At 36.3% G+C, this 20,321-nt stretch carries 9 protein-coding genes; 1 reads left to right on the plus strand and 8 read right to left on the minus strand.

From position 1 onward, the window contains the following. Positions 1-257: 257 nt before the first annotated feature. Positions 258-1,763 (plus strand): adenosylmethionine decarboxylase, encoded by a 1,506-nt coding sequence (gene speD, locus AAC147_RS09255; protein WP_047680351.1) that lies wholly within the window; start codon positions 258-260, stop codon positions 1,761-1,763. Between the two features lie 229 nt (positions 1,764-1,992). Here speD and AAC147_RS09260 read toward each other — a convergent pair whose 3' ends face one another. The 8 genes from AAC147_RS09260 to AAC147_RS09295 all read right to left on the minus strand — a co-directional run bounded on the left by AAC147_RS09260 (position 1,993) and on the right by AAC147_RS09295 (position 20,201). Beyond that, positions 1,993-3,075 (minus strand): fatty acid desaturase family protein, encoded by a 1,083-nt coding sequence (locus tag AAC147_RS09260; protein WP_047680353.1) that lies wholly within the window; start codon positions 3,073-3,075, stop codon positions 1,993-1,995. Between the two features lie 126 nt (positions 3,076-3,201). Next, positions 3,202-4,293, minus strand: coding sequence for a saccharopine dehydrogenase family protein (locus AAC147_RS09265; protein WP_047680355.1), 1,092 nt, complete (start codon positions 4,291-4,293; stop codon positions 3,202-3,204). 70 nt (positions 4,294-4,363) lie between these two features. Beyond that, positions 4,364-8,809, minus strand: a complete 4,446-nt coding sequence (locus AAC147_RS09270) for a type I polyketide synthase (protein ID WP_047680357.1) — start codon at positions 8,807-8,809, stop codon at positions 4,364-4,366. A gap of 103 nt (positions 8,810-8,912) precedes the next feature. Beyond that, positions 8,913-11,477: a non-ribosomal peptide synthetase gene (locus tag AAC147_RS09275; RefSeq protein ID WP_047680359.1), complete on the minus strand. Its 2,565-nt coding sequence runs from the start codon at positions 11,475-11,477 to the stop codon at positions 8,913-8,915. Between the two features lie 121 nt (positions 11,478-11,598). After that, positions 11,599-11,922 (minus strand): darcynin family protein, encoded by a 324-nt coding sequence (locus AAC147_RS09280; RefSeq protein WP_047680361.1) that lies wholly within the window; start codon positions 11,920-11,922, stop codon positions 11,599-11,601. An 8-nt stretch (positions 11,923-11,930) separates the two neighbouring features. Further along, a complete protein-coding gene (locus tag AAC147_RS09285) occupies positions 11,931-12,662 on the minus strand; it encodes a thioesterase II family protein (RefSeq protein ID WP_047680363.1) in 732 nt (243 codons plus the stop codon). Positions 12,663-12,797: 135 nt separating this feature from the next. Then, on the minus strand, positions 12,798-18,596 hold the full coding sequence (locus AAC147_RS09290; protein ID WP_047680365.1) for a type I polyketide synthase: 5,799 nt from the start codon (positions 18,594-18,596) through the stop codon (positions 12,798-12,800). 141 nt (positions 18,597-18,737) lie between these two features. Continuing rightward, positions 18,738-20,201: a serine hydrolase domain-containing protein gene (locus tag AAC147_RS09295; RefSeq protein ID WP_047680367.1), complete on the minus strand. Its 1,464-nt coding sequence runs from the start codon at positions 20,199-20,201 to the stop codon at positions 18,738-18,740. Positions 20,202-20,321 lie beyond the last annotated feature (120 nt).

A 20,321-nucleotide genomic window follows, 5' to 3' on the forward strand; every position in this document is an offset into this window, starting at 1 on the left:
AACTATTGGAAGCATGACCCACAGATTTTTATGCTCTCTATTAGGAGCATGACCTTCATTTTATCTCGAATCCAAACTGATATATTAATCGCGATCATTATTTCAGAAATAATAATAACTATTTGAAATTGACATTAGTCTATATAATGGAATTTAAAATATATAATTTATAGGAGGGTAAATTTATAGAATTAGGAGGAAAATATTAATTTAGATTAAAAATCTATAATTAAACGTTAAATTAAAAAGAGATTATAATGAACAATCTATATGCTATAAAAAATAATATGAATCTGTCGCACTCAGTTGACATTTTAGAGGAGTTATTAATACATATATATTTACATGGCCACACATCAAATAAAGATCTTTCATTAAATAGTAGATTGCCTATTCCTATCATCTCTGCATTTAAAAAAGAATTAATAAAATACGATTATGCTGAAAATAAAGGTGTATTTAAATTAAACTCCATGGGTGTAAAATATGTACAAGATGAACTGGGATATAAATCAGTTGATATAAATAAATATAACTTGCTGTCATCAGAAGAGAAACGAGAAGAATTCGAGAAAGAGCTTTCCGTTTTATTGGAGCCTATATATAACAGCAGGCCTCAAGTCAATGTTTTGTTAGATCAAGCACATGCGACATTAGAGACATCAATACGCCGGGTAATGCTATTACTTAATAATCCACGAGTATTTAAACAAAATATTTTATTTTTGGGTGATGATGATTTGACTTCCTTAGCCCTGATGATGGCATTTAAAAAGCTCGGCTACGATTGCTCAAAAAATATTTTTGTCAAAGATATCGATCAAGACCTGCTAACTTTTATTCGAGATGTCGCAGAACAGAATAATTTTGTCATTAATACTGAATACTTAGATCTAAAACTCGCTAATATATACACTAAAAATTTTGACATCGTCTTGACTGATCCACCTTATACATTGAGCGGATTAAAACTATTTTTATCACGGGCAATTAGTTTCACTAAAAATGATAATAGTGAGATCTTACTCTCCTTTGGTCAAAAAAAACCAATGGAAAACCAAGAAGTTCAAAGGTTATTCAACAATCAGAATCTTCTTATCAAAAATATTTATCCGCAATTCAATAAATATCATGGCGGAAGTATTATCAGTAATGTCAGCGATCTCTATGTTCTTGCTGTTACACCTCAAACATACCCGACGATCTCAGGGGGAAATAATTATTCAGATAAAATCTATACTGGAGAAATTAACCCTCGTATAAAATTTTACCAATGTAAATCATGTAATAACATGATAACCATTGGACACGGAAAGAACATATTAACGATAGAACAACTCATAAAGGCAACTTGTAATAAGTGCCACGGCACTAAATTTCAATATCGTGGTCAGGAAAAAGTAAGTTCACCGGATAATACACGACAACTCGGCACTCACATCATCATAGATATGAAAGATTGTGATGCAGAGGTACTGAAATCTGTATCAGCCATTGAAAAAATCATGCTTGATATTGCCCAACAATGTCAGCTGAATGTTGTGACTCATAACTTCCATCAATTCCAACCATGGGGTGTCAGTGGTGCACTAATATTAGCAGAGTCACATTTTACTATTCACACATGGCCTGAATATCAGTACGCTGCTCTTGATTTATTTGTTTGCAATGAATTTAAACATCAAGATGCATTTATGATGCAACTACAAACGCAACTTAATGCTCAAGAATATGAGTATAAGATACTACAGCGGGGTTTTTAATTTTAAAATAAATAGAATATCTTCTTAGCACCTTACTCAACGTTGAAACATTAAGTTTATTCACTCAACGAAAGAACTGATTGTTAATTAACCGGGCGTGAAAGACAATCAGTTACAGAATAAATAATACAAATCGTTATGATATCCCGAAACTGATTGCTTGATACCCAAAAAGCACAATAGGGCCCTGAAAGCCCTTTAGATTAAACCGTTTTAATATAAAAAATATTCAAATAGAAAGTAGACGTTTTGCAAAACTCCCCTCTTTATTCTCTTTTTTGAATTTTCTATACTTTGATGCATAGCTTAGCATTGTTTCTTGATGCGGATATTCACGGATAAATATCCCTCCCCACAAATCATCCCATTTTTGATAATTGGGATCATTCAATAAATATATATGTGCTTTCTTGATATTCCAATGAGGAATACCCGGATACAAGTGATGCACTAAGTGATAATTATCATAATGTCTTCCAAACAAGAAGCGTTCCCACCAAATACCTTTTGTATTTCGTGTTAGCAATAATGCCTCCTTTTCGGATGCGGGCAGAGGATAATGTTCAGCTATGCCGATAATCCACCCAATAGCTACTGTAACCGTAAATAATGGAACTATCCAAAGTAGAATAAAATACAGGAAGTAACCAGAATAAATGATAATTGAAAGTATGATAATCCAATAAATAAAAAAGTAAGTTGATTCTTTATCATTTTTATTTTCTGATTTTTTCTTTATAACTTTATCTTCGTCTTTTTTTAACTCTTTATTCCTCCTTGATTTAATTATGTCTTCTATGACATATTTTATATATTTGAATGTTCTGTATCCTGAAAGGGTTAATAATATATTTTGTATAAAAAACTCCCTATCATTTTGATTAAAATCATATAATCCACTATCTATATGGAATTTATAATCAGGATCTTTTTCTGGGTCACCTAAATGAGCGTGATGATACCTGACATGGGGATCTTTATAAGTGCTAAGCAAATGAAATACCAAATGCCCAGATAAAAAAGTCCCGGCGATATAATTCAGGAACTTGTTTTTAGCTAAAACATGATGAGATGAATAATGTAATATATTAGTGAACGCCCGTTGTGTCGAACCTATCATCAATAAAGAGAGTGGGTAGAACCAGAAACTTATACCAACACTTAAATATATCGCAATTATTACAACAAGATAATCTTTTGAAAGTGCAATAGCCCAGTGATAATTATCCAATTTCCTTAGTGTTCTTAAACTGGAAATCACATTGCGAGATATATTGAAATGATTACTTAACTTTATTTCAGACAACGGCATAATTAAATCCTCTCCTGATATTTTATTAACAATGAGATGAATTAAGTTTTGATAGTTAACTATGTGACTGGAAGGTTCGTTTAATCAGCTTTCTTATTCCAGTCACTTAAGATAACTTAAAAGGAATTACGTCAATATTTCATTTTTCTCATTAAGAATGATATCTTCTGACTGTAAAAGGGCTTTAAGCTTTTCAGCACATAAAAACTCTTCTCCCATCATCAAGATATCATCTTGATCACGTTGAATGTGCTCAGCCAACTGCATAACTAAAGCAGCAGCGCCTGTAGCGGTTAAATGTGCTTGTCCCTTCGGGTCTTTAATATGGGTATATATGTGTTTTCGATCCCCTTTTTCATCAGTTCCATGTATATCAATCCGAATTTGATGCTGATCTCCGGTACCGGGATGATAAAAAATCTTTTTACGTAACTTTTTAAACAGATCACCTGATATCAATTTCCAAATACCATTTTTTATAAAAAATGATAAGATCTTATTCGCCTTATGATTATCATAACCAATTCTCGTGGCAACGGTTTGAGCATTTGTTATTAAAGGCAAAATAAATTGATCAGGCATATCTATGCGAAAAACACTATACCGACAATTATCATCAAATAAGATAATACGTTCATCCGAAAAAGGGCGTGTTTTCTGATATCGCCCATTTTGTTTTACAGTAAATGGCGTCGCAAGGCTATCTAAATAATCAAATGAATCCGGGCCTGACTGATCATTCGAAGCACTGAGTATACTGATATCAATACTCGTGACGTTCACCAATGATTTACTCATATTATTGGCAAGTGTTGCAACCACACTCGCCATCCACGATGACGCAAAAATCATTGAGCTTGGTTTTTTATTTTTCATGATTACAGCCTTGCTTAGTGCAACCTGCAATCGTTCAGTCCAACGCGTTATATCTATATAAGCGATGCCATTTTTATTTGCAAAATGCAATAAATTATCTTTTGGATCATTAACAGTGGCTAATATTATGTCAATTTTTATTTCATCTGATAAATCGATATTATCAATATCAAGAGCCACTGCCTTTGCATTTCCTAATGTTTGGGCTAATTGACTGGCATTATGAATATTTCTTCCTGCAATAATTAACTCCAACTCAGGAGCATGCTGATTTAAAATCTGCGCAACTTGCTGCCCAACAATGCCATATCCTCCGACTAATAAGACAGATAATTTTTTCATTTAATAAACCCTCAGAATAGAACTCAAGATTTTCTTTCTAGAATGATTAAGTACATTTGGCAATACAACTTCAATTATTGCGTAACCTTTTATTCATGCGTTTTTTAGCTAAACTCCTTCTATCATTTTGATTTATATTTTCCTTATCTTGATGCGTACCACTATATTTATTGATTATATTCTGCAACGCAGTTTGGAGTTTAACTACAGAACTATAAGTAAACATCATTGCAATGGGAATATCCATATTTAACTTCTTCTTTAATTTTTCATTAACTTGAACAATATCAAGTGAGGTCGCGCCTAAATCAAAAAAGCTTATATACTCATCCAGTTCAGAAAGACCCAGTTGGTGTCTCCATACTTCTATAATAATCTCTTTTATTGAATCCTCAGCACGCGAATGTTTTATATTGTATACATGATCTTTATTATTTAATCGTGAAAGCTCATCTTGTTCTATTCTGTCTTTTATGGGTAATACTGACACTGAAAATTTATTAGGATAATGGGAAATTATCTGAAGAAATACATCTTGCCCTTCTTGGTTAGTTAAACCGAGCGTTGTATTGGGATTTGTTATAGTATTAACCGCCATACCCACTTCTAACCATCGATCCCAAGAGATGGAACAAATCCTGAAAGGAAACCTCTGGTCGTCTGCAATCGCCTCTAAATAAGCATTAGCCGCAACATACGCAGATTGTCCATAAGCTCCGTAATAAGATAGCAAAGAAGAACAAAACAGCATGGAACGAAGGCTTTTGTCACTAAAATAGGAAAGCAAGTTATTAGCACCCATGACTTTGGCAGCCATGATATCACGATGCAATGTGAGATTAGGTTGCGCAATCAATGCACCAGCATCAGATCCTGCTGCATGTATCACCATACTGAATGGTCCCAATTCCTTTTCAACTGATTGCAGCAATGAATGAAGCTCTTTTTCACAAGAGACATCAATAGAATGAATATAAACTTCACTCCCAACTTGTTCTATTTTTTCGATACTCTCAATTTTTTTCATTGTTTCCATTTGTGTTGGATCTTTCTTTATAAGATCCCATTCAGATCTTGCCGGAAACGGTGAGCGAGAGGCTAAAACAAAACGTGCACGATACTGAATTGCTAATGATTCTGCCAGCTTTAATCCTATACCACCAAGACCCCCACTAATAAATACTAAATCCCCTTCTTGTAATCCATGTGATTTCTCAACACTATTCAGAGGCGTTATTGATAATGGTTTGAATTCAGGAAGCCATAACTGACCATGCCGTATTGCAACTTGATTATATTTACCTGAATTCACAAGACCCCGTATCAGCAAGTTAGATCTGTCATCCTGTACGTCATTTCCAGATAAATCTATTTGCATTACTTGATGCTGTTGGTACTCATGAGAAATTGATTGAACCAACCCCTTTAACAATGAAATCGTTGGTATCGCTTGTTCACATCCCAGCACGTTTTCAATTTCAGGGGTGAAAAGAATAAATCGTGCAGCTTGCAATTCTAGCAGAGTTAAAATGATGCGAAGACCTTCAACCCATTGCAAATAGTATTCAATGGGATCATTTTCGCATCTTTCTTTTTCAGGGATCAGAAGAAATCTACTTTCAGGTAATGGTGTTAATGATTTAAGACTATCTGAATCATCAATAAAAATCACTGTGCTATCAGGCCACAATGCTTTGCTTGAAGCAAGATAACCGGCATGACTTGATTGAGTACAAAGAATAAAAACCGGTTGATCTATATTTCCTTCTTCTATTTGAGGATAAAGTTCTCGCTGCCAACCAGGGAAATAGAGTTTATTATTATTTAACGTATTATTATCACTATTTACATTGATGCCAGAAACTAATTTATCCCTGAGTTGAGTATACTCCGTTCTGGCAAACTGATACACTGGCATATGAATCAAATGCCCTTGTAGCGGATTGATATTTTGCCAATCTATACCTTCGGTATTACACCATATTTTCCCAAGCTGACGATAAAAATACTCATGATCATCATCTGTTAAATTAGGGTGTTTAATCATATTAATGATTAATGGTTTATTTTCATTTTCGTTTTGATAATATTTATGTATGAAACTGGATAAAGTATTACCCGGACCCACTTCAATAAAAACAAGGTCATGGAACTCTGACAATGTTTCTATGCTACCTAAAAAATCAACTGTATTTCGTTGATGTGACAACCAATATGCAGATTGCCTGATACCTTCTTCAGAATGCCAGCTACCTGTTAAATTAGAAAGAATGGGTATCACAGGATGGTTAAAATTGACTGAATTTAACGCCTTGGCATATTCTGTCTGAATCTCATTTATCGTTCTGGAGTGGAATGCATGAGAGGTTTTTAATCTTCTGCATTGGATATTATCATTTTGAAGAGCAGATGCCAGCCTCTCAATATTAGCCGCATTACCAGAAATGACGACAGATTCTTTACCATTAATTGCAGCTATATCAAATTTTTCATCAAGGTAACTGCGTATCTGTTCTATTCCTAATGCGACACTCAGCATCATCCCTGGTGACATCATTTCGATGAGTTTTGCCCGTTGACTGACTAAGTGTAGGGCGTCCTTGAGGGAAAATACGCCAGATATTGTTGCCGCAACATACTCACCTAAACTATGCCCAAGTAAGGCAAACGGTTTAAATCCTTTATGTTGCAGTAAAGATGTCATGGCATATTCAACAATAAAAATAGCTAATTGGGTTATTTCGTTGGATACGCTCTTCTGTTCAGATATATTCACAAAAAAATCATGCAACTCTTTTTGAGTATCTTCAGATAATAAATCGAAACAATCCTGGCAGCTATTTCTGAATATTGTTTCCTGCTGATATAAGGCATAAGCCATACCCGGATATTGTGTTCCCTGCCCCGGATATAAAAAGACGATCCTCTTGGCTGAATGTTTTGCTTTTCCGTGAATAAAATCAGATAAGGTGCTGGATGTCTTACTCCCGGAACAAACCAATACAGATCGGGAATCAAAGTGTTCCCGCCCTTGTTGCAGGGTATAAGCAATATCAGACAATTTATGCTTTTTCTCTGAAAGAAGTTTTAGCAGCTCATTTTCCATCATCGATAAACTTGATGCATTCTTAGCAGACAACGGCAAAAGTGCCACTTGTTCAGGTGATTCAGGTTTCAATGGTTCATGGAGCATCTCTTCGAGGATGACATGCGCATTTGTCCCTCCAATACCAAAAGAACTGACGCCCGCCCTTCTGATTGATTCGCTATGCCACTCTTGGCTATTTTTATTAATGTAAAAAGGTGATGATTCCAGCTTTAATTTAGGATTGGGTGTGCTGAAATACTTATTGGCACAAAGCATTTTGTTTTTCAGCATTAATGCCGTCTTAATTAAACCCGCCATACCAGCAGCACTATCAAGATGCCCAATAATAGATTTAGTTGAACTTATTGCAATACTGCCCACCGGACAATCATGGAATACATTTTTTAACGCAGTAATTTCAATTGGGTCACCTAATTTAGTTGCCGTTCCGTGTGCTTCAATATATGAAATTGATTTAGGATCAATTTTGGATACTGTGATTGCACTACGAATAACATCTGTTTGCCCTTCAATACTTGGCGCGGTATAGCCAATCTTTCTTGCACCATCATTATTGATCGCGCTTCCTTTAATCAAAGCAATAATAGGCCGTTTTTCTGCAAGAGCCTGCTTTAACGGTTGCAGCACAATGGCTCCAATGCCCTCGCCTCCCACAGTGCCATTGGCCTGTTCATCGAAAGGGCGGCAAACACCATCCGGTGATTCTATCATGCCATCCAGATAGAGATATCCCTGTTGATTTGGTGTCACCAAAGCGGCGGCAGCCACTAAAGCCAACTGGCATTCGCCCAGTAATAATGCACGAGCTGCCATATGCACTGCGGTTAATGAAGAAGAACAAGCGGTTTGTAGTGCAACGGCCGGACCAGTCAGCCCCAACTTATACGCTAACCGCGTGGCCGCAAAATCTTTTTCGATAAGACTAAATGCAGAAAATAAACCGACTCCATCTTGCTTGCTCTCTTCATAAGCTGCCATTTGCCACTGTAACTGAGCACTGGCTGCCAAATAACAGCCTACTTTTCCTTTATAAGCTGAAGGCACTAAACCTGCTGAACCTAATGCATCAAAACTACATTCGTGAAGGTGCCTGATTTGTGGCTCAAGTAATTCCGCTTCGCGCTTATTGTATTGGAAAAACTCAGCATCAAACCGTAAAGGATTTTCAATCACACCTTTCGCATTGACATAATTCTGGTGCTTATATTCATGTTCAGGAACACCATTCTTAGCTAACGTTTCATCAGAAAACCGGGTGATACAGTCATTACCCTCAAGACAATTTTTCCAAAAACTTTCGACCGTTGGGCTATCAGGAAACCGGCAGGAAATGCCAACAATAGCGATTTCCAGACCTGTTAATTTTTGAGATAATTTATCATTAATTGGGTTTTCTTCTTTACTCATAATATGTCATCACCAATGAAAATTAAAAATAAATACGAATCGAAAGTTCACGAAATCCATTCATATACTGATTGTTCATCATTTTATTTTTGACCATTTACACTCAATGATTAAACATTCCTATCGCATTATCAAATTGTTCAAGTTGATTATCGTCAACCAAATTATTTGCCTTGCCATGAGATTCTATAAAAATTGCTTGTTGTTCTATTGTGGTATATTGGAATAAATCAACAACTTCAATTTCCTTATTAAAAAATTCATTCAACTTAATACTCAGTTGTAACAATGTGTATGAAGAACCACCCAAATCAAAAAAATTATCACCTGAACTGATATTTTCCTTATTCATTTTTAAAACGTCAGACCACAGAGATAATATATTGACCTCAACTTCACTACTACAAGGTTTCATTTCAATGCTTCTTGCGATGCTTCTGGGATCAGGCAACCTCGCCACATCGATTTTACCGCTGTTATTTTGCGGGAATTCTTCAACCTTAATGAAATAACTCGGAACCATGTAACCTGGCAAACGTTCAACCAATGCTTTCTTCAAAACCTCTCCGTTAAATTCAATATTGGTATATATATAAGCCACTAAAAATTTATTGTCTGAGTCTTGGGAGTTAACCATAACAAAAACATCACAAATCGCTTTCGAACCGGGCTCAAGCCCATTGATTTGTTCATTAATCGTTTTTTGAGTAATGACTTCTATTTCCCCCAATTCAATTCTATAACCATTAATTTTGACCTGATTATCAGATCGGCCAAGATAAATTAAGCCATTCTTTCCTGAATATTGGGCAAGATCACCGGTTCTATAATATTTTTTACCTTCGATAGTAATAAACTTTTCGGCGGTTAACTCTGGATGATTTATGTAGCCTTTTGCAAGCCCCTTTCCAGCAATGGCAATTTCACCAATTGCGCCTTCAGGTAACCGTCTTAAAAAGTCGTCAATCAATATAATCTCTTCACCCGGCATCGGAAAACCAATGGGAATTGTCGGTGTTTGAATTTCACTCTGCTCGTTAAATTCAAAAGAAGTGGATTGTACACAACATTCTGTCGGGCCGTAAGCATTAGAAGCATTAGGAACCGACTCCCAACATTTGGCAAAATTATACCAATTATGTTTTTCCAACAATTCACCACCAATCATAAGATGATTGACCGTACAACGAATTGAATGTTCTGCGAATTGTGTTCGGATCATACGTAAATGTGTCGGTGTACAATCTGCAATCTGGATAGCATTCTTGCCCCAGAATTCAACCACCCTTTTTCCATTCCGCCTGACGGACTCAGGCACCATATGAAGAGTATGGCCGAGTAACAATGCCGGATATAGTTGTTGTACTGAGGCGTCAAAACTCAGTGCAGACATCATGGCTACATTCAGAGTACCCTGATAATGTTGATAAACTCTGTCATGTAATCCTAAAACCAGATTTATGACAGCAGCATGCGAAACTTCAACACCTTTTGGCGCACCTGTTGAACCAGACGTAAAAATAACATAAGCAGAATCTTCTGACGTTATATGATACTGTTCACCGATATCAATATTGGTATCGCTATCAAGCGATACATAAACAATATTCTGACAATCTTCAAGCTCACAGATCGTTTCATCAGAAACAATGACATGCTTAATCAAGGCGGTATCTTTAACATGTTTCTTTCGCGAAGCAGGCCAATTTATATCAAGCGGACAATATTTAGCCCCTATTTTTAAAACAGCCAGCATAGCAACAATGGCGGCACATGAACGATTCATATGAATACCGACGGTATCATATTGTTTAATTCCCTGGCTTAACAATGTAGTGGCAAACATTGAGCTTAATTTATCTAATTCGATATAACTGAGGGTGCAATGTTCATCTGTGATCGCTGTGCGCAAAGGATGCTGTTTTACTCGTTCTTCAAATAAAGAATGAATAGTAGAATGACTGTCAATTTCAGGTGTAAAGTGATGGGCATATACACCCGATTCTTCCGATAGTTTGAGCGCACCGAGCGACTTCTGAGAACGAATCTGCTGGCTCAACAACACGACCATTTTAATAATTTCGGTATAATAATTAACATGATAAGGTGAATAAACTTCACAACTTATTATTTCATCATCATGTTCAAAAAATACTTGAGAAACAGATAAATTATAAATTTCTTTATTCACCGTCTGACAGTTTTTCAATAGAATACACGATGTGAAAAATTTAGGTTGTTCACAAATTTCGTGAAATGAACCTATTCTATACTGTAATAAATTCTGGATATCTTTTGATACTGTCTTTATGAGATCGGCCAAAGATTGTTCAGGTGAATATTTTGTCGGAATACATATTATCTGAGGTTCTTCACCATCATCGAGATAACTTGTGGTTAAAATTAAAGAGCTTTGGCTTCTCTGCATTATTGACTGAGCAAAACCCATCAGTGATATCAGTAAAGTACTTAATCGTTTATCTGAACCATTCGCCATGGATAAGATATTTTGTGATTCTTCACGTGAAAACACTATTTTTTGTCGGTTCACGCCATCATGATTGAATATCAGAGATTTTTCAAACTCAGAGGGTTCATGATCATTAATTATTCTCTTCCAAAAATATTCTTTATCAATGTTTGTATTTAATTCATTTTTTACATTCATTATATCGATATCCTATCATTTGAGTGTTGACTCAATTGATCTCATAAATTAGCTGACCTAATTAACGTTCTCATTGACATTTTTCAAAGAATGTATTTAAAATCCATAAAGTTAGTTAAAATCAATCATCGTTATAAACCTCATGAGCGTTTTCAATTCCCATGAAAACTTTAGAGATATTCAAATACCCTTCAGAGAAGACTCGTGTGTTTCTCATATCCTGCAACATACAATAATAGTCACTTAAATTTTCTGTTTCTATAATAACAAAATCCTGAAACTCTGCGGTAAAACCCTCAGTATCTATCGTTCTCAGGCTAATGGATGAACTGTATTTTTTTAATATCTCTGGCAAATGTTCATTTTGCAATTTTTTCCGTTCATTCCGATTAAGCGCATTCCATTTCTGATGTAAAATTAATGTCCAAATAATGACGTATTTCATTTTATTTCCTATATGATTTTATTTATTTCAAATGTTATTTTATTGATGACTTCACTTTTAACTTCTTGTAAATAAAAGTGCCCACCCTGGAATCCATAGATTGTACATCGACCTGAAATATAGCCCGGCCAATCTTTCATCATTTCATATGTCACCTCTGAATCTTTTTTACCATAAAACAAACCTACTGCGGTTTTATTATCAATTTTTGATTCACTCATGATAAAATCATCAATGACTTTAAAATCTTTCCTGATTATTTCAAGCATGATTTTCATTGCATGTTTATCTTCAATTAATTCACTGACATCCCCTAATGTTTTTAAATAATCTAAAAACTGATTTTCCGTCATTAAGTCGCGATGAACTAATTCTGCTCTTTTTATATGAGGTGGTTTGAATGCAGATAGGCCAATCCACAGTGGGTATATACAGCGCGCTTGCAATTTTAAAGTCAATTCATAAGTAATTAATGCCCCCATACTATGCCCAAAAAACGCAAATGGTTTATCGGTCTTAATCACAGGCAATAACGCCTCTAAAATGTCTTCCATCGATTCCAGGCACGCTTTGCCAAAACTCAATCCCCGACCAGGAAGTTCTATCGCAATGAACTCTATCCAATCAGGTAATTCTCGTTGCCATGTTCTGTAAAACATGTGAGATCCCCCCGCATGATGCAGGAGATATAATCTCAATTTCGCATTTATCGGTGTATTTAAATGAATTTTATCTAACATATTAACTCTATAAATAAGATGTTGTCGGATTATTGATGTAATTCAACATCCCCAGCCACATAATCATTTACGGACTGGGAATGTATTTACAGCCATTAAAAAACTTGAAAATGCTTTGGTATTAAACAGATATGGCTAAAAATTAAAATCCAGAAAATCACTCTCCGTCACTTCATCATGATGATTTTCATTGTTTGCATTCAATATAAATTTAATGTCTTTATCAGGATAAGCGATAATGTTATTTAACAATGTAATATATCGATACTTGAAATACTCCATTGTTTCCTCTTTAAATAAATTCTTTTTGTATTCAATGTTAAATTCATAGCCTGAATAATTTTCCTTAACAAAAAAGGTAATATCAAATCGGGTATTTTCCTGATGGAGATCATAACGAGAGAATTTAACTTCAGGTAATACAAAATCTGCCATTCCAATATTCATATAGGAAAATACGGTATCAAAAATCGGTGTTCTATTTAACCTTGGCTTAATATTAAGCTCCTTCACCATATTTTCAAACTGAAAGTCAGCATTCTCAAATGAGGCTATCGTTCTTTCAGCTACCCTTTTGACAAAGTGCTTAAAGGGTAATTCACCGTTACACTCAAAGACAATCGGCAACAAGTTTACAAACATACCAATGATATCTTGTAGTTCATTTTGCGGTCGTCCCAATATTGGTGTACCTACGGCAAATTCATCTTGTCCGGATATATCTTTCATCAAAAGCGCATAAGACGAAATGAAAAGCATAAATTTTGTGATATTTTCGCACCCTGCCAGCTCATCAAGTTGATCACTCAATGCTTTATCAATCACAAAATCTATCCGGCCACCTATATTACCGACCTCGTTTGTTCGGGCATAATCTATAGGTAATTTAAGCTCCGGTACATTTTTTAACGTTGATAACCAAAACGCCTTCTGTTTCAATATACGACTATCATTGACCATTCTTTGTTGCCAAACCGTATAGTCTTTATATTGTATTTCTAACGGTTTCAGTTCCTTATCCTGGTAAAGCTCTAAAAAGTCCCTTACGAAAATATCTTGAGAAAGCCCATCCGAAATAATATGGTGTAAATCCAAGAAGAATATGTAGTGTCCTTTCCGAACTTCAATTAGGGTCACTCTTATCAATGGTGGCTCGTCTAATTTAAATGGCTTAATAAGACTATTAACCTTAATTTTCACCTCATCATCACTCATATTGGATGAGTCAAGCTTTAAATATTCCACATTTATTTCAATGTCATCATGATATTTTTGTCTTGGTTCGCCATCATAAAGAATAAATGATGCTCTCAGTGAATCCTGTCGTTTAAATAATAATTGAAGTGTTTTGTTAAACTTGTCCCTGTCTAGTTTACCAACAATGTTAAATGCGGCTGTTTCGTTATAAGCAACCGAATTTTTATCCATAATCTGTTGCAGATAAAGCCGTCGCTGTCCGGATGATAGCGGGTAGGTTTCCTGAGCTTCTGCTGGCAATATCATTTGATACTCTGATTCTGCCTGTGAAGCAGATAAAATAACAATGTCTTCGATCGTCGGGTTCTTAAAGAAGTGTGTTAATGAGACATCTATTTTGCAATTTTTGTGTACCCTCGATAATAATGTTATCGCTTTGAGTGAATTACCGCCCAGTTCAAAGAAATCATCTTTTAAGCCAATCGGTTCAATTCCCAGAAAATCTTGCCAAATTGAGGCTAATTTTTTCTCAATATCACTTTTTGGTAAGACATATTCAGAATCTAAATCAGGTCTTTTTGCGTAATTCCCATGTTGAATGGCTGTCTCATTATCGTGGATAGCAGGAGCCGACCATTGGGCAATACGTGCATTGATATCCGCAGTTGAGATCACAATGGCTTGTTTTTCCCGATAATTGAGTACCTTTTCTAATAAAGCAATTCCTTCACTTCTTGTTACAAGCAAGTGTGACAGGCTACTGCCCACTCCCGCATTAATTTTTTCTTTCTCTGCTAATTCCCAGCCATCCCAGTTGATTAATGCCCATGTTTTTCTATTTCTCCGATTATGGCGTAATACAAACGAATCTAAATAGGCACTGGCGGCCGCATATGCGAAAAACCCTACACCTCCGAGAATAGGTGCCAAAGAAGAAACGATCAGGCAAAAGTCATAATCAACAGGTTCCAAAACTTGTTCTAATACCGTTATCCCTTTTTGCTTAGGAACGAGATGGCTATCAATATACCCTATCTCCGTTTCACTTATTGATCTAAACGAAGCGTCATCGCTTAACCCCGCCAAGTAAAATACACCATCAATACGGCCATATTTGGCAACCAAATCATGGATAAGTTTTTTCATGGCGTCATGATCACTCGCATCAACCTGAACAAACTCCAGGTTTTTTGCAGCATCGGTGACAGATTGCCACTTCTGGTCATGTTCGTGTTTGGCGCGTGAAGAAATAACCAAATTAGCGTTATACTCTGTAGCAAGGTATTGGGAGAATGTGTGACCAATAAAACCACGCCCACCAATGAGTAAATACACCCCCTCTTTTTTCAAGCGGGAGGTTTCATCCTTCACAAAGGGAATAGATGGTAAGAATGCTTCAGTCCATCTCCGGTTATTTCTGTAGATAACCGTTTTATTTCCGCCCTCTTCGATTTCGCGTATTAGCATCTCAGCAGAGCAATCATCAACATGACCAACATCGATAGCCCGGCAAGATATTTCATGGAATTCTTGTCGAATAATCGTGCTGATAGCCAGCATCGCAGCCGCATTCGGATCAATATCAGGTTCATTACAAACTTCACGTGCATTCTGGATAAGTAAGGTAATATTCTTTAAATGATTTATATTGCAAAATGCGCGATGTGATTTGAGTAAATAAAGTACCGAAGCCAATTGTTCATTAACCGCCAGGTTTACACCGGTACAATCAATGATAATGTCTTCAATTGAAATCTGGTTATTGTTAAGAAATTTGAATAAATTTGCATGATCTTCACTGTTGAGACCACGAATGGTACTTGGAGCTCCAATTTCCAATTTACATTGCTGACCAAGACTAACTTGAATAACTTTGTGATAATGATTGGCTAATGCTTGTTCGTAAAGGGTACTTTGCTCAGAATTATCCCCTAACTTGAATAAAAGCGCTGTCTTAACGTTTTTCTCTTGCTTCAGGTTTCTTAAAAGATCCTGTTGCCAGACAGATTGATAAAACCAATCTGATATATTTTCATTCTTGGTAATAGGTGTCTGACTCGTTTCTATACTTTCATTGCCAGAAAACAGATGTAAGAAATTCGCATTTTCAGGCCAGTAGGTACTTCTGTCAAAAGCATAACCGGGCAATGAAATACGTTTGCAATCTGGTGATGTGCGTATTTTGCTCCATTGAATTTTAACGCCTTGTTGCCATATTTTCCCTAATCCAGCCCAGAATAAGTAAGGATGACTGTTAGCTTTATTATCTTCCGGCAGTAATTGTATGATTGATTGCGAGGATTCTGGTGTCGTATATCGGCGAATTAAATTAACGAGATCTCTTCCCACTCCCACTTCAATCAACACATAATGATTACTGGTATTAAGAATATTTTCCATTCCCTGAACAAAACACACCGTTCTTTCCGCTTGTTCAGCCCAATAGTGAATTGATTTTACGTCTCCGGCAGAAAGTATTTTACCCGTCACAGAGGACATGATTGCTGTTTTCGGCGCATTTAACGTAAAGCCAGAAAGTATTTGCAGTAATTCCTCCTTTATTTTCGTCATTGCGGGGGAATGTGCTGCATGTTTGGATTTGATGGGCGTCGTCAGGATGCGTTTTTTCTTTAATACCTGAGAAAATTCTTCGATGGATTGTTCATCAGATGAAACGACACAAGAATCTTTATTATCTATTGCGATAACAATGTGATCAGGGCAAAGCGGCAATACCTCTGATGCAGGCAGTGGGATACTCAGCATGGCGCCAGTAGGCAGACTTTGCATGAGTTGTCCGCGTCTTACAACAAACTTTAATGCGTCTTCTAATGTAAAAACGTCAGCAATAGTTGCAGCAACCAGCTCCCCAAAGCTATAACCGATGAGCATTGAGGGTTTGATGTCTATATCAATTAAACATTTGGCAAGCGCATATTCGATAATAAAAATGGCTGGCTGTGCATATTGTGTTTCGCTAAGAAAATCACCATCGCCATAATTAAACCATTTGTCTTGCAGGGACTCACCAAGATACTCAGAAGCCAAAAGCAGACATGAGTCAACAATTGAACGGAATAATACGTGATTTTCATAAAGTGACAGTGCCATATTTGAATACTGTGCTCCCTGCCCGGGAAACATAAACACAATATTCTGTTCTGAATCTTTTGCTTTTACGGGGTTCGTCGTCTCTCTTTCCAAAGCTGAACATAATTCCTGATATGTTGAACCAACAAACGCTTTACGATAACGGTGATGTTTTCTTCCTTCCTGCAAAACATATGCAATATCATTTAAGCGGTACGGATTAGAACCTTTAAGCGCATTCAGCAAATTCTGTTGATTATTTTGTAGCGCGGTGGGCGTTTCTGCTGAAATTAAAAATACATTCGGCTGTCCATTATCTTGTACTTTTTCTTGTACTTTTTCTTGTACTTCTTCTTGCTGATCAGCTTCGGCAATCACGATATGCGCATTCGTTCCCCCAATACCAAAAGAACTGACGCCTGCCATTCTTTTTTTCCCCACAGGCACTGTCCAATCCATAGGGCTGGCTACCACTTTAAACGGTGTTTCATCTAAATGCAGCTTATCATTCGGCTTATTGTAATGCAGAGTGGGCGCTAATTGTTTATTCTTCAATGACATAATGGTTTTGATGACGCCCGCAACACCGGCGGCTTCATCTAAATGACCAATATTACTTTTTACCGCACCCAACCAACAAACATGATGGGAATTTTGGAATACACGTGCCAGTGCGGTCACTTCAATGGGATCACCAATTTCAGTGGCTGTTCCATGACATTCTATGTAACTGATATCCTCAGGCTCCACGCCAGCCAACATATACGCACTGGCAATAACCTCTGCTTGCCCTTCTATACTTGGCGCCGTGAACCCCACTTTACGTTGACCATCATTATTAACTGATGACCCTTTTATAACCGCATGGATTTGATCATTATCTTCCAAAGCACGATCAAGGAGTTTCAGAAGCAGAATTCCCACTCCATTGCCACCTACAGTACCATTCGAATGCGCATCAAATGGACGACAGTGCCCATCAGCCGAGCGAATCATTCCCCGCTGGTATGTATAGCCTGATTCCTGAGGTAATGAAATGGCAACCCCACCAGCCAAAGCCAGATCACAATCTCCACTTAATATTGATTGGCAGGCGGTATGAATGGCAACTAAAGAAGTTGAGCAGGCAGTATGCACTGACATCACCGGCCCATTTAAACCTAATCGATAAGCTATTCGGGTAATGATAGATTCCGGTAGGCTCCAATTCACCGCATCAAAGATTTCAGCCGGGGTCAGCTTCTGTTTTAACTGATTAGAAATCCACGGTAAATTGATCGAAGCACCGGCAAATAAACCAATTCTGTCTTTATTATTGTCGGGAATATATGCGGCATCTTCCAGGGCATGCCAGCAGCATTCGTGTAATAACCGGCATTGTGGGTCCATTTTATCAACTTCGTCTTTGAGATAACCAAATACATTATTATCAAAGGACTTGTAATCATTAAGTATCGCTTTAGCAGGTACAAAGTTAGGATCATTGATCTCTTCTTTGCTGTACCCATTCTTTATCAACTCTTCATGAGTAAATTTTTTTATACTTTCTTTCCCTGAAATAAGATTTTGCCAAAACATTTGTGGTGTAGTTGCATCAGGAAAATTACAAGCCATGCCAACGATAGCTATATCAAATGAATTCGTCATATATTAACAACCCAATTTTATATAGATAATTTAAACAACTTGATCTCCGACTCTATGTTTTATCGGAGATAAAGGCATTATTGAAATAATCTGTCAAAATACGTATATCACGGTATAATTCACCAGCTCATTAACATAAGCCTATTTATTTTGGCTTTTAACATAGGATATATGGCGAAAAAATATGATGATTAAATGAATCAGCCCCATGATTAAAGTCAAAGTTAATAATGTTGACATTAGTATAAAACTCATTGGCATCCAGATAATCAATGAATTCCAAGACATATTTAATAAAACTGAGGGGAAAACGAAACTTAACAGCGTCAAACTCAAACAGGCTAAGATTGAGATTATAACGATGACTTTCTTTGCCCCAGACAGGCGCTTACTCTTTTTAGTTATACTATTACGATAAATTCTGAATATTATTATTAGCAAGAACAGGAAAAGGAAAACACTTGATGCTAAAAATAATCTATCAAACGTATCAAACAATTCAATATCATTGGTAGAGGTCAGGTTTATCGTCCCATCTCCCGATGACAGTTGTTTTAAGATTTGTTCACCAATAGTAAACGTGACATTACTGTTAACATTCGCCATAACAGCAACAGCGACATTAGATTTAGTATTCATTCCAATAAAACTGGAGAAATTCGGATTCATTCCAGTATGATATATCTTATTGTTATTTATAGACCATCCTAGTGCATAATGAACATCTTCACCCTCATTCGTCGATAATTGCATATTGGGCTCAAATATACGCTTTTTATATTTGCTTAATGGTGAATCGTTATCCTTAAGAAGAAAACGTAGCCATTTTTCCATATCAATTGCGTTTATCTGAATATATCCGGCAGGAACATTAGAAATGAAGAACGGTGCATCATATGGTCTGGGAGCAAGATAGCTTATCTGATATCCTGTTGCCTTATGATTAACCATAACATCAACTGAGGTATCATTCATTTTCAGCGGGGTTAACACATATTTATTTAATAGCTCAGAATAAGGTTGCTGTGTCACCACTTCCATCATTCTGGCTGCAATATCATAATTAATCGTTGCATAGGAATAAAGCGTTCCGGGGTTATTCTGAAGGTCTATCCGACCAATACGATTGATCATGTTCTCCAGAGAATCACTGCTGTTACCACCATAAATAAAGTCAACACTTGAAAATGGAACCCCCGATGAATGATGCAACAGTTGAATAAAGCTGACCTCTATGGGCTGATTATCATAATAAAATGAGAGAGAAGGCAGGATAGAAGAAACCGTTGTTTCTTGTTTTATTTTTTCTTCCTCAATGAGTTGTGCCGCGATTAATCCAGTAAAAGCTTTACTCGTCGATCCCAATTCAAAAACTGTTTCCTGCGTAATGTCTCCATCGTGATTTTCGTTCTGTTTGCCTAAAGTTATTAGGTGGGTTTTGTTGTGCTTATCAATAATGACCAATGACAAACCTGGTATTTTACCCATTTCCATATAGTCAATAAGTTGCTTTTTAAATTCAGCATCGTTGGTTAATTCACTTTTGGCAAAAGAAGCGGTCATAAATATGATGCTGAAGAAAATAACAAGCAATCTGATTTTCATCCAATAATACCCCTCATAATTATTTTTTAAAATTTAATGCGATACACCTACGAGAACCTTCCAGCAGGCTCTAAGTCATGGTTTTTGAATTTAACGATACCCAATACACTCCGGGTTACA

Source organism: Xenorhabdus sp. NBAII XenSa04 (genome assembly GCF_963866145.1).
In the GTDB taxonomy this organism is placed as follows: Bacteria; Pseudomonadota; Gammaproteobacteria; order Enterobacterales; family Enterobacteriaceae; genus Xenorhabdus; species Xenorhabdus indica.

Bases quoted from the DNA above. Each gene is read 5' to 3' on its own strand.
- speD (WP_047680351.1), top strand. From the start codon at position 258: ATGAACAATCTATATGCTATAAAAAATAATATGAATCTGTCGCACTCA.
- AAC147_RS09260 (WP_047680353.1), bottom strand. From the start codon at position 3,075: ATGCCGTTGTCTGAAATAAAGTTAAGTAATCATTTCAATATATCTCGC.
- AAC147_RS09265 (WP_047680355.1), bottom strand. From the start codon at position 4,293: ATGAAAAAATTATCTGTCTTATTAGTCGGAGGATATGGCATTGTTGGG.
- AAC147_RS09270 (WP_047680357.1), bottom strand. From the start codon at position 8,809: ATGAGTAAAGAAGAAAACCCAATTAATGATAAATTATCTCAAAAATTA.
- AAC147_RS09275 (WP_047680359.1), bottom strand. From the start codon at position 11,477: ATGAATGTAAAAAATGAATTAAATACAAACATTGATAAAGAATATTTT.
- AAC147_RS09280 (WP_047680361.1), bottom strand. From the start codon at position 11,922: ATGAAATACGTCATTATTTGGACATTAATTTTACATCAGAAATGGAAT.
- AAC147_RS09285 (WP_047680363.1), bottom strand. From the start codon at position 12,662: ATGTTAGATAAAATTCATTTAAATACACCGATAAATGCGAAATTGAGA.
- AAC147_RS09290 (WP_047680365.1), bottom strand. From the start codon at position 18,596: ATGACGAATTCATTTGATATAGCTATCGTTGGCATGGCTTGTAATTTT.
- AAC147_RS09295 (WP_047680367.1), bottom strand. From the start codon at position 20,201: ATGAAAATCAGATTGCTTGTTATTTTCTTCAGCATCATATTTATGACC.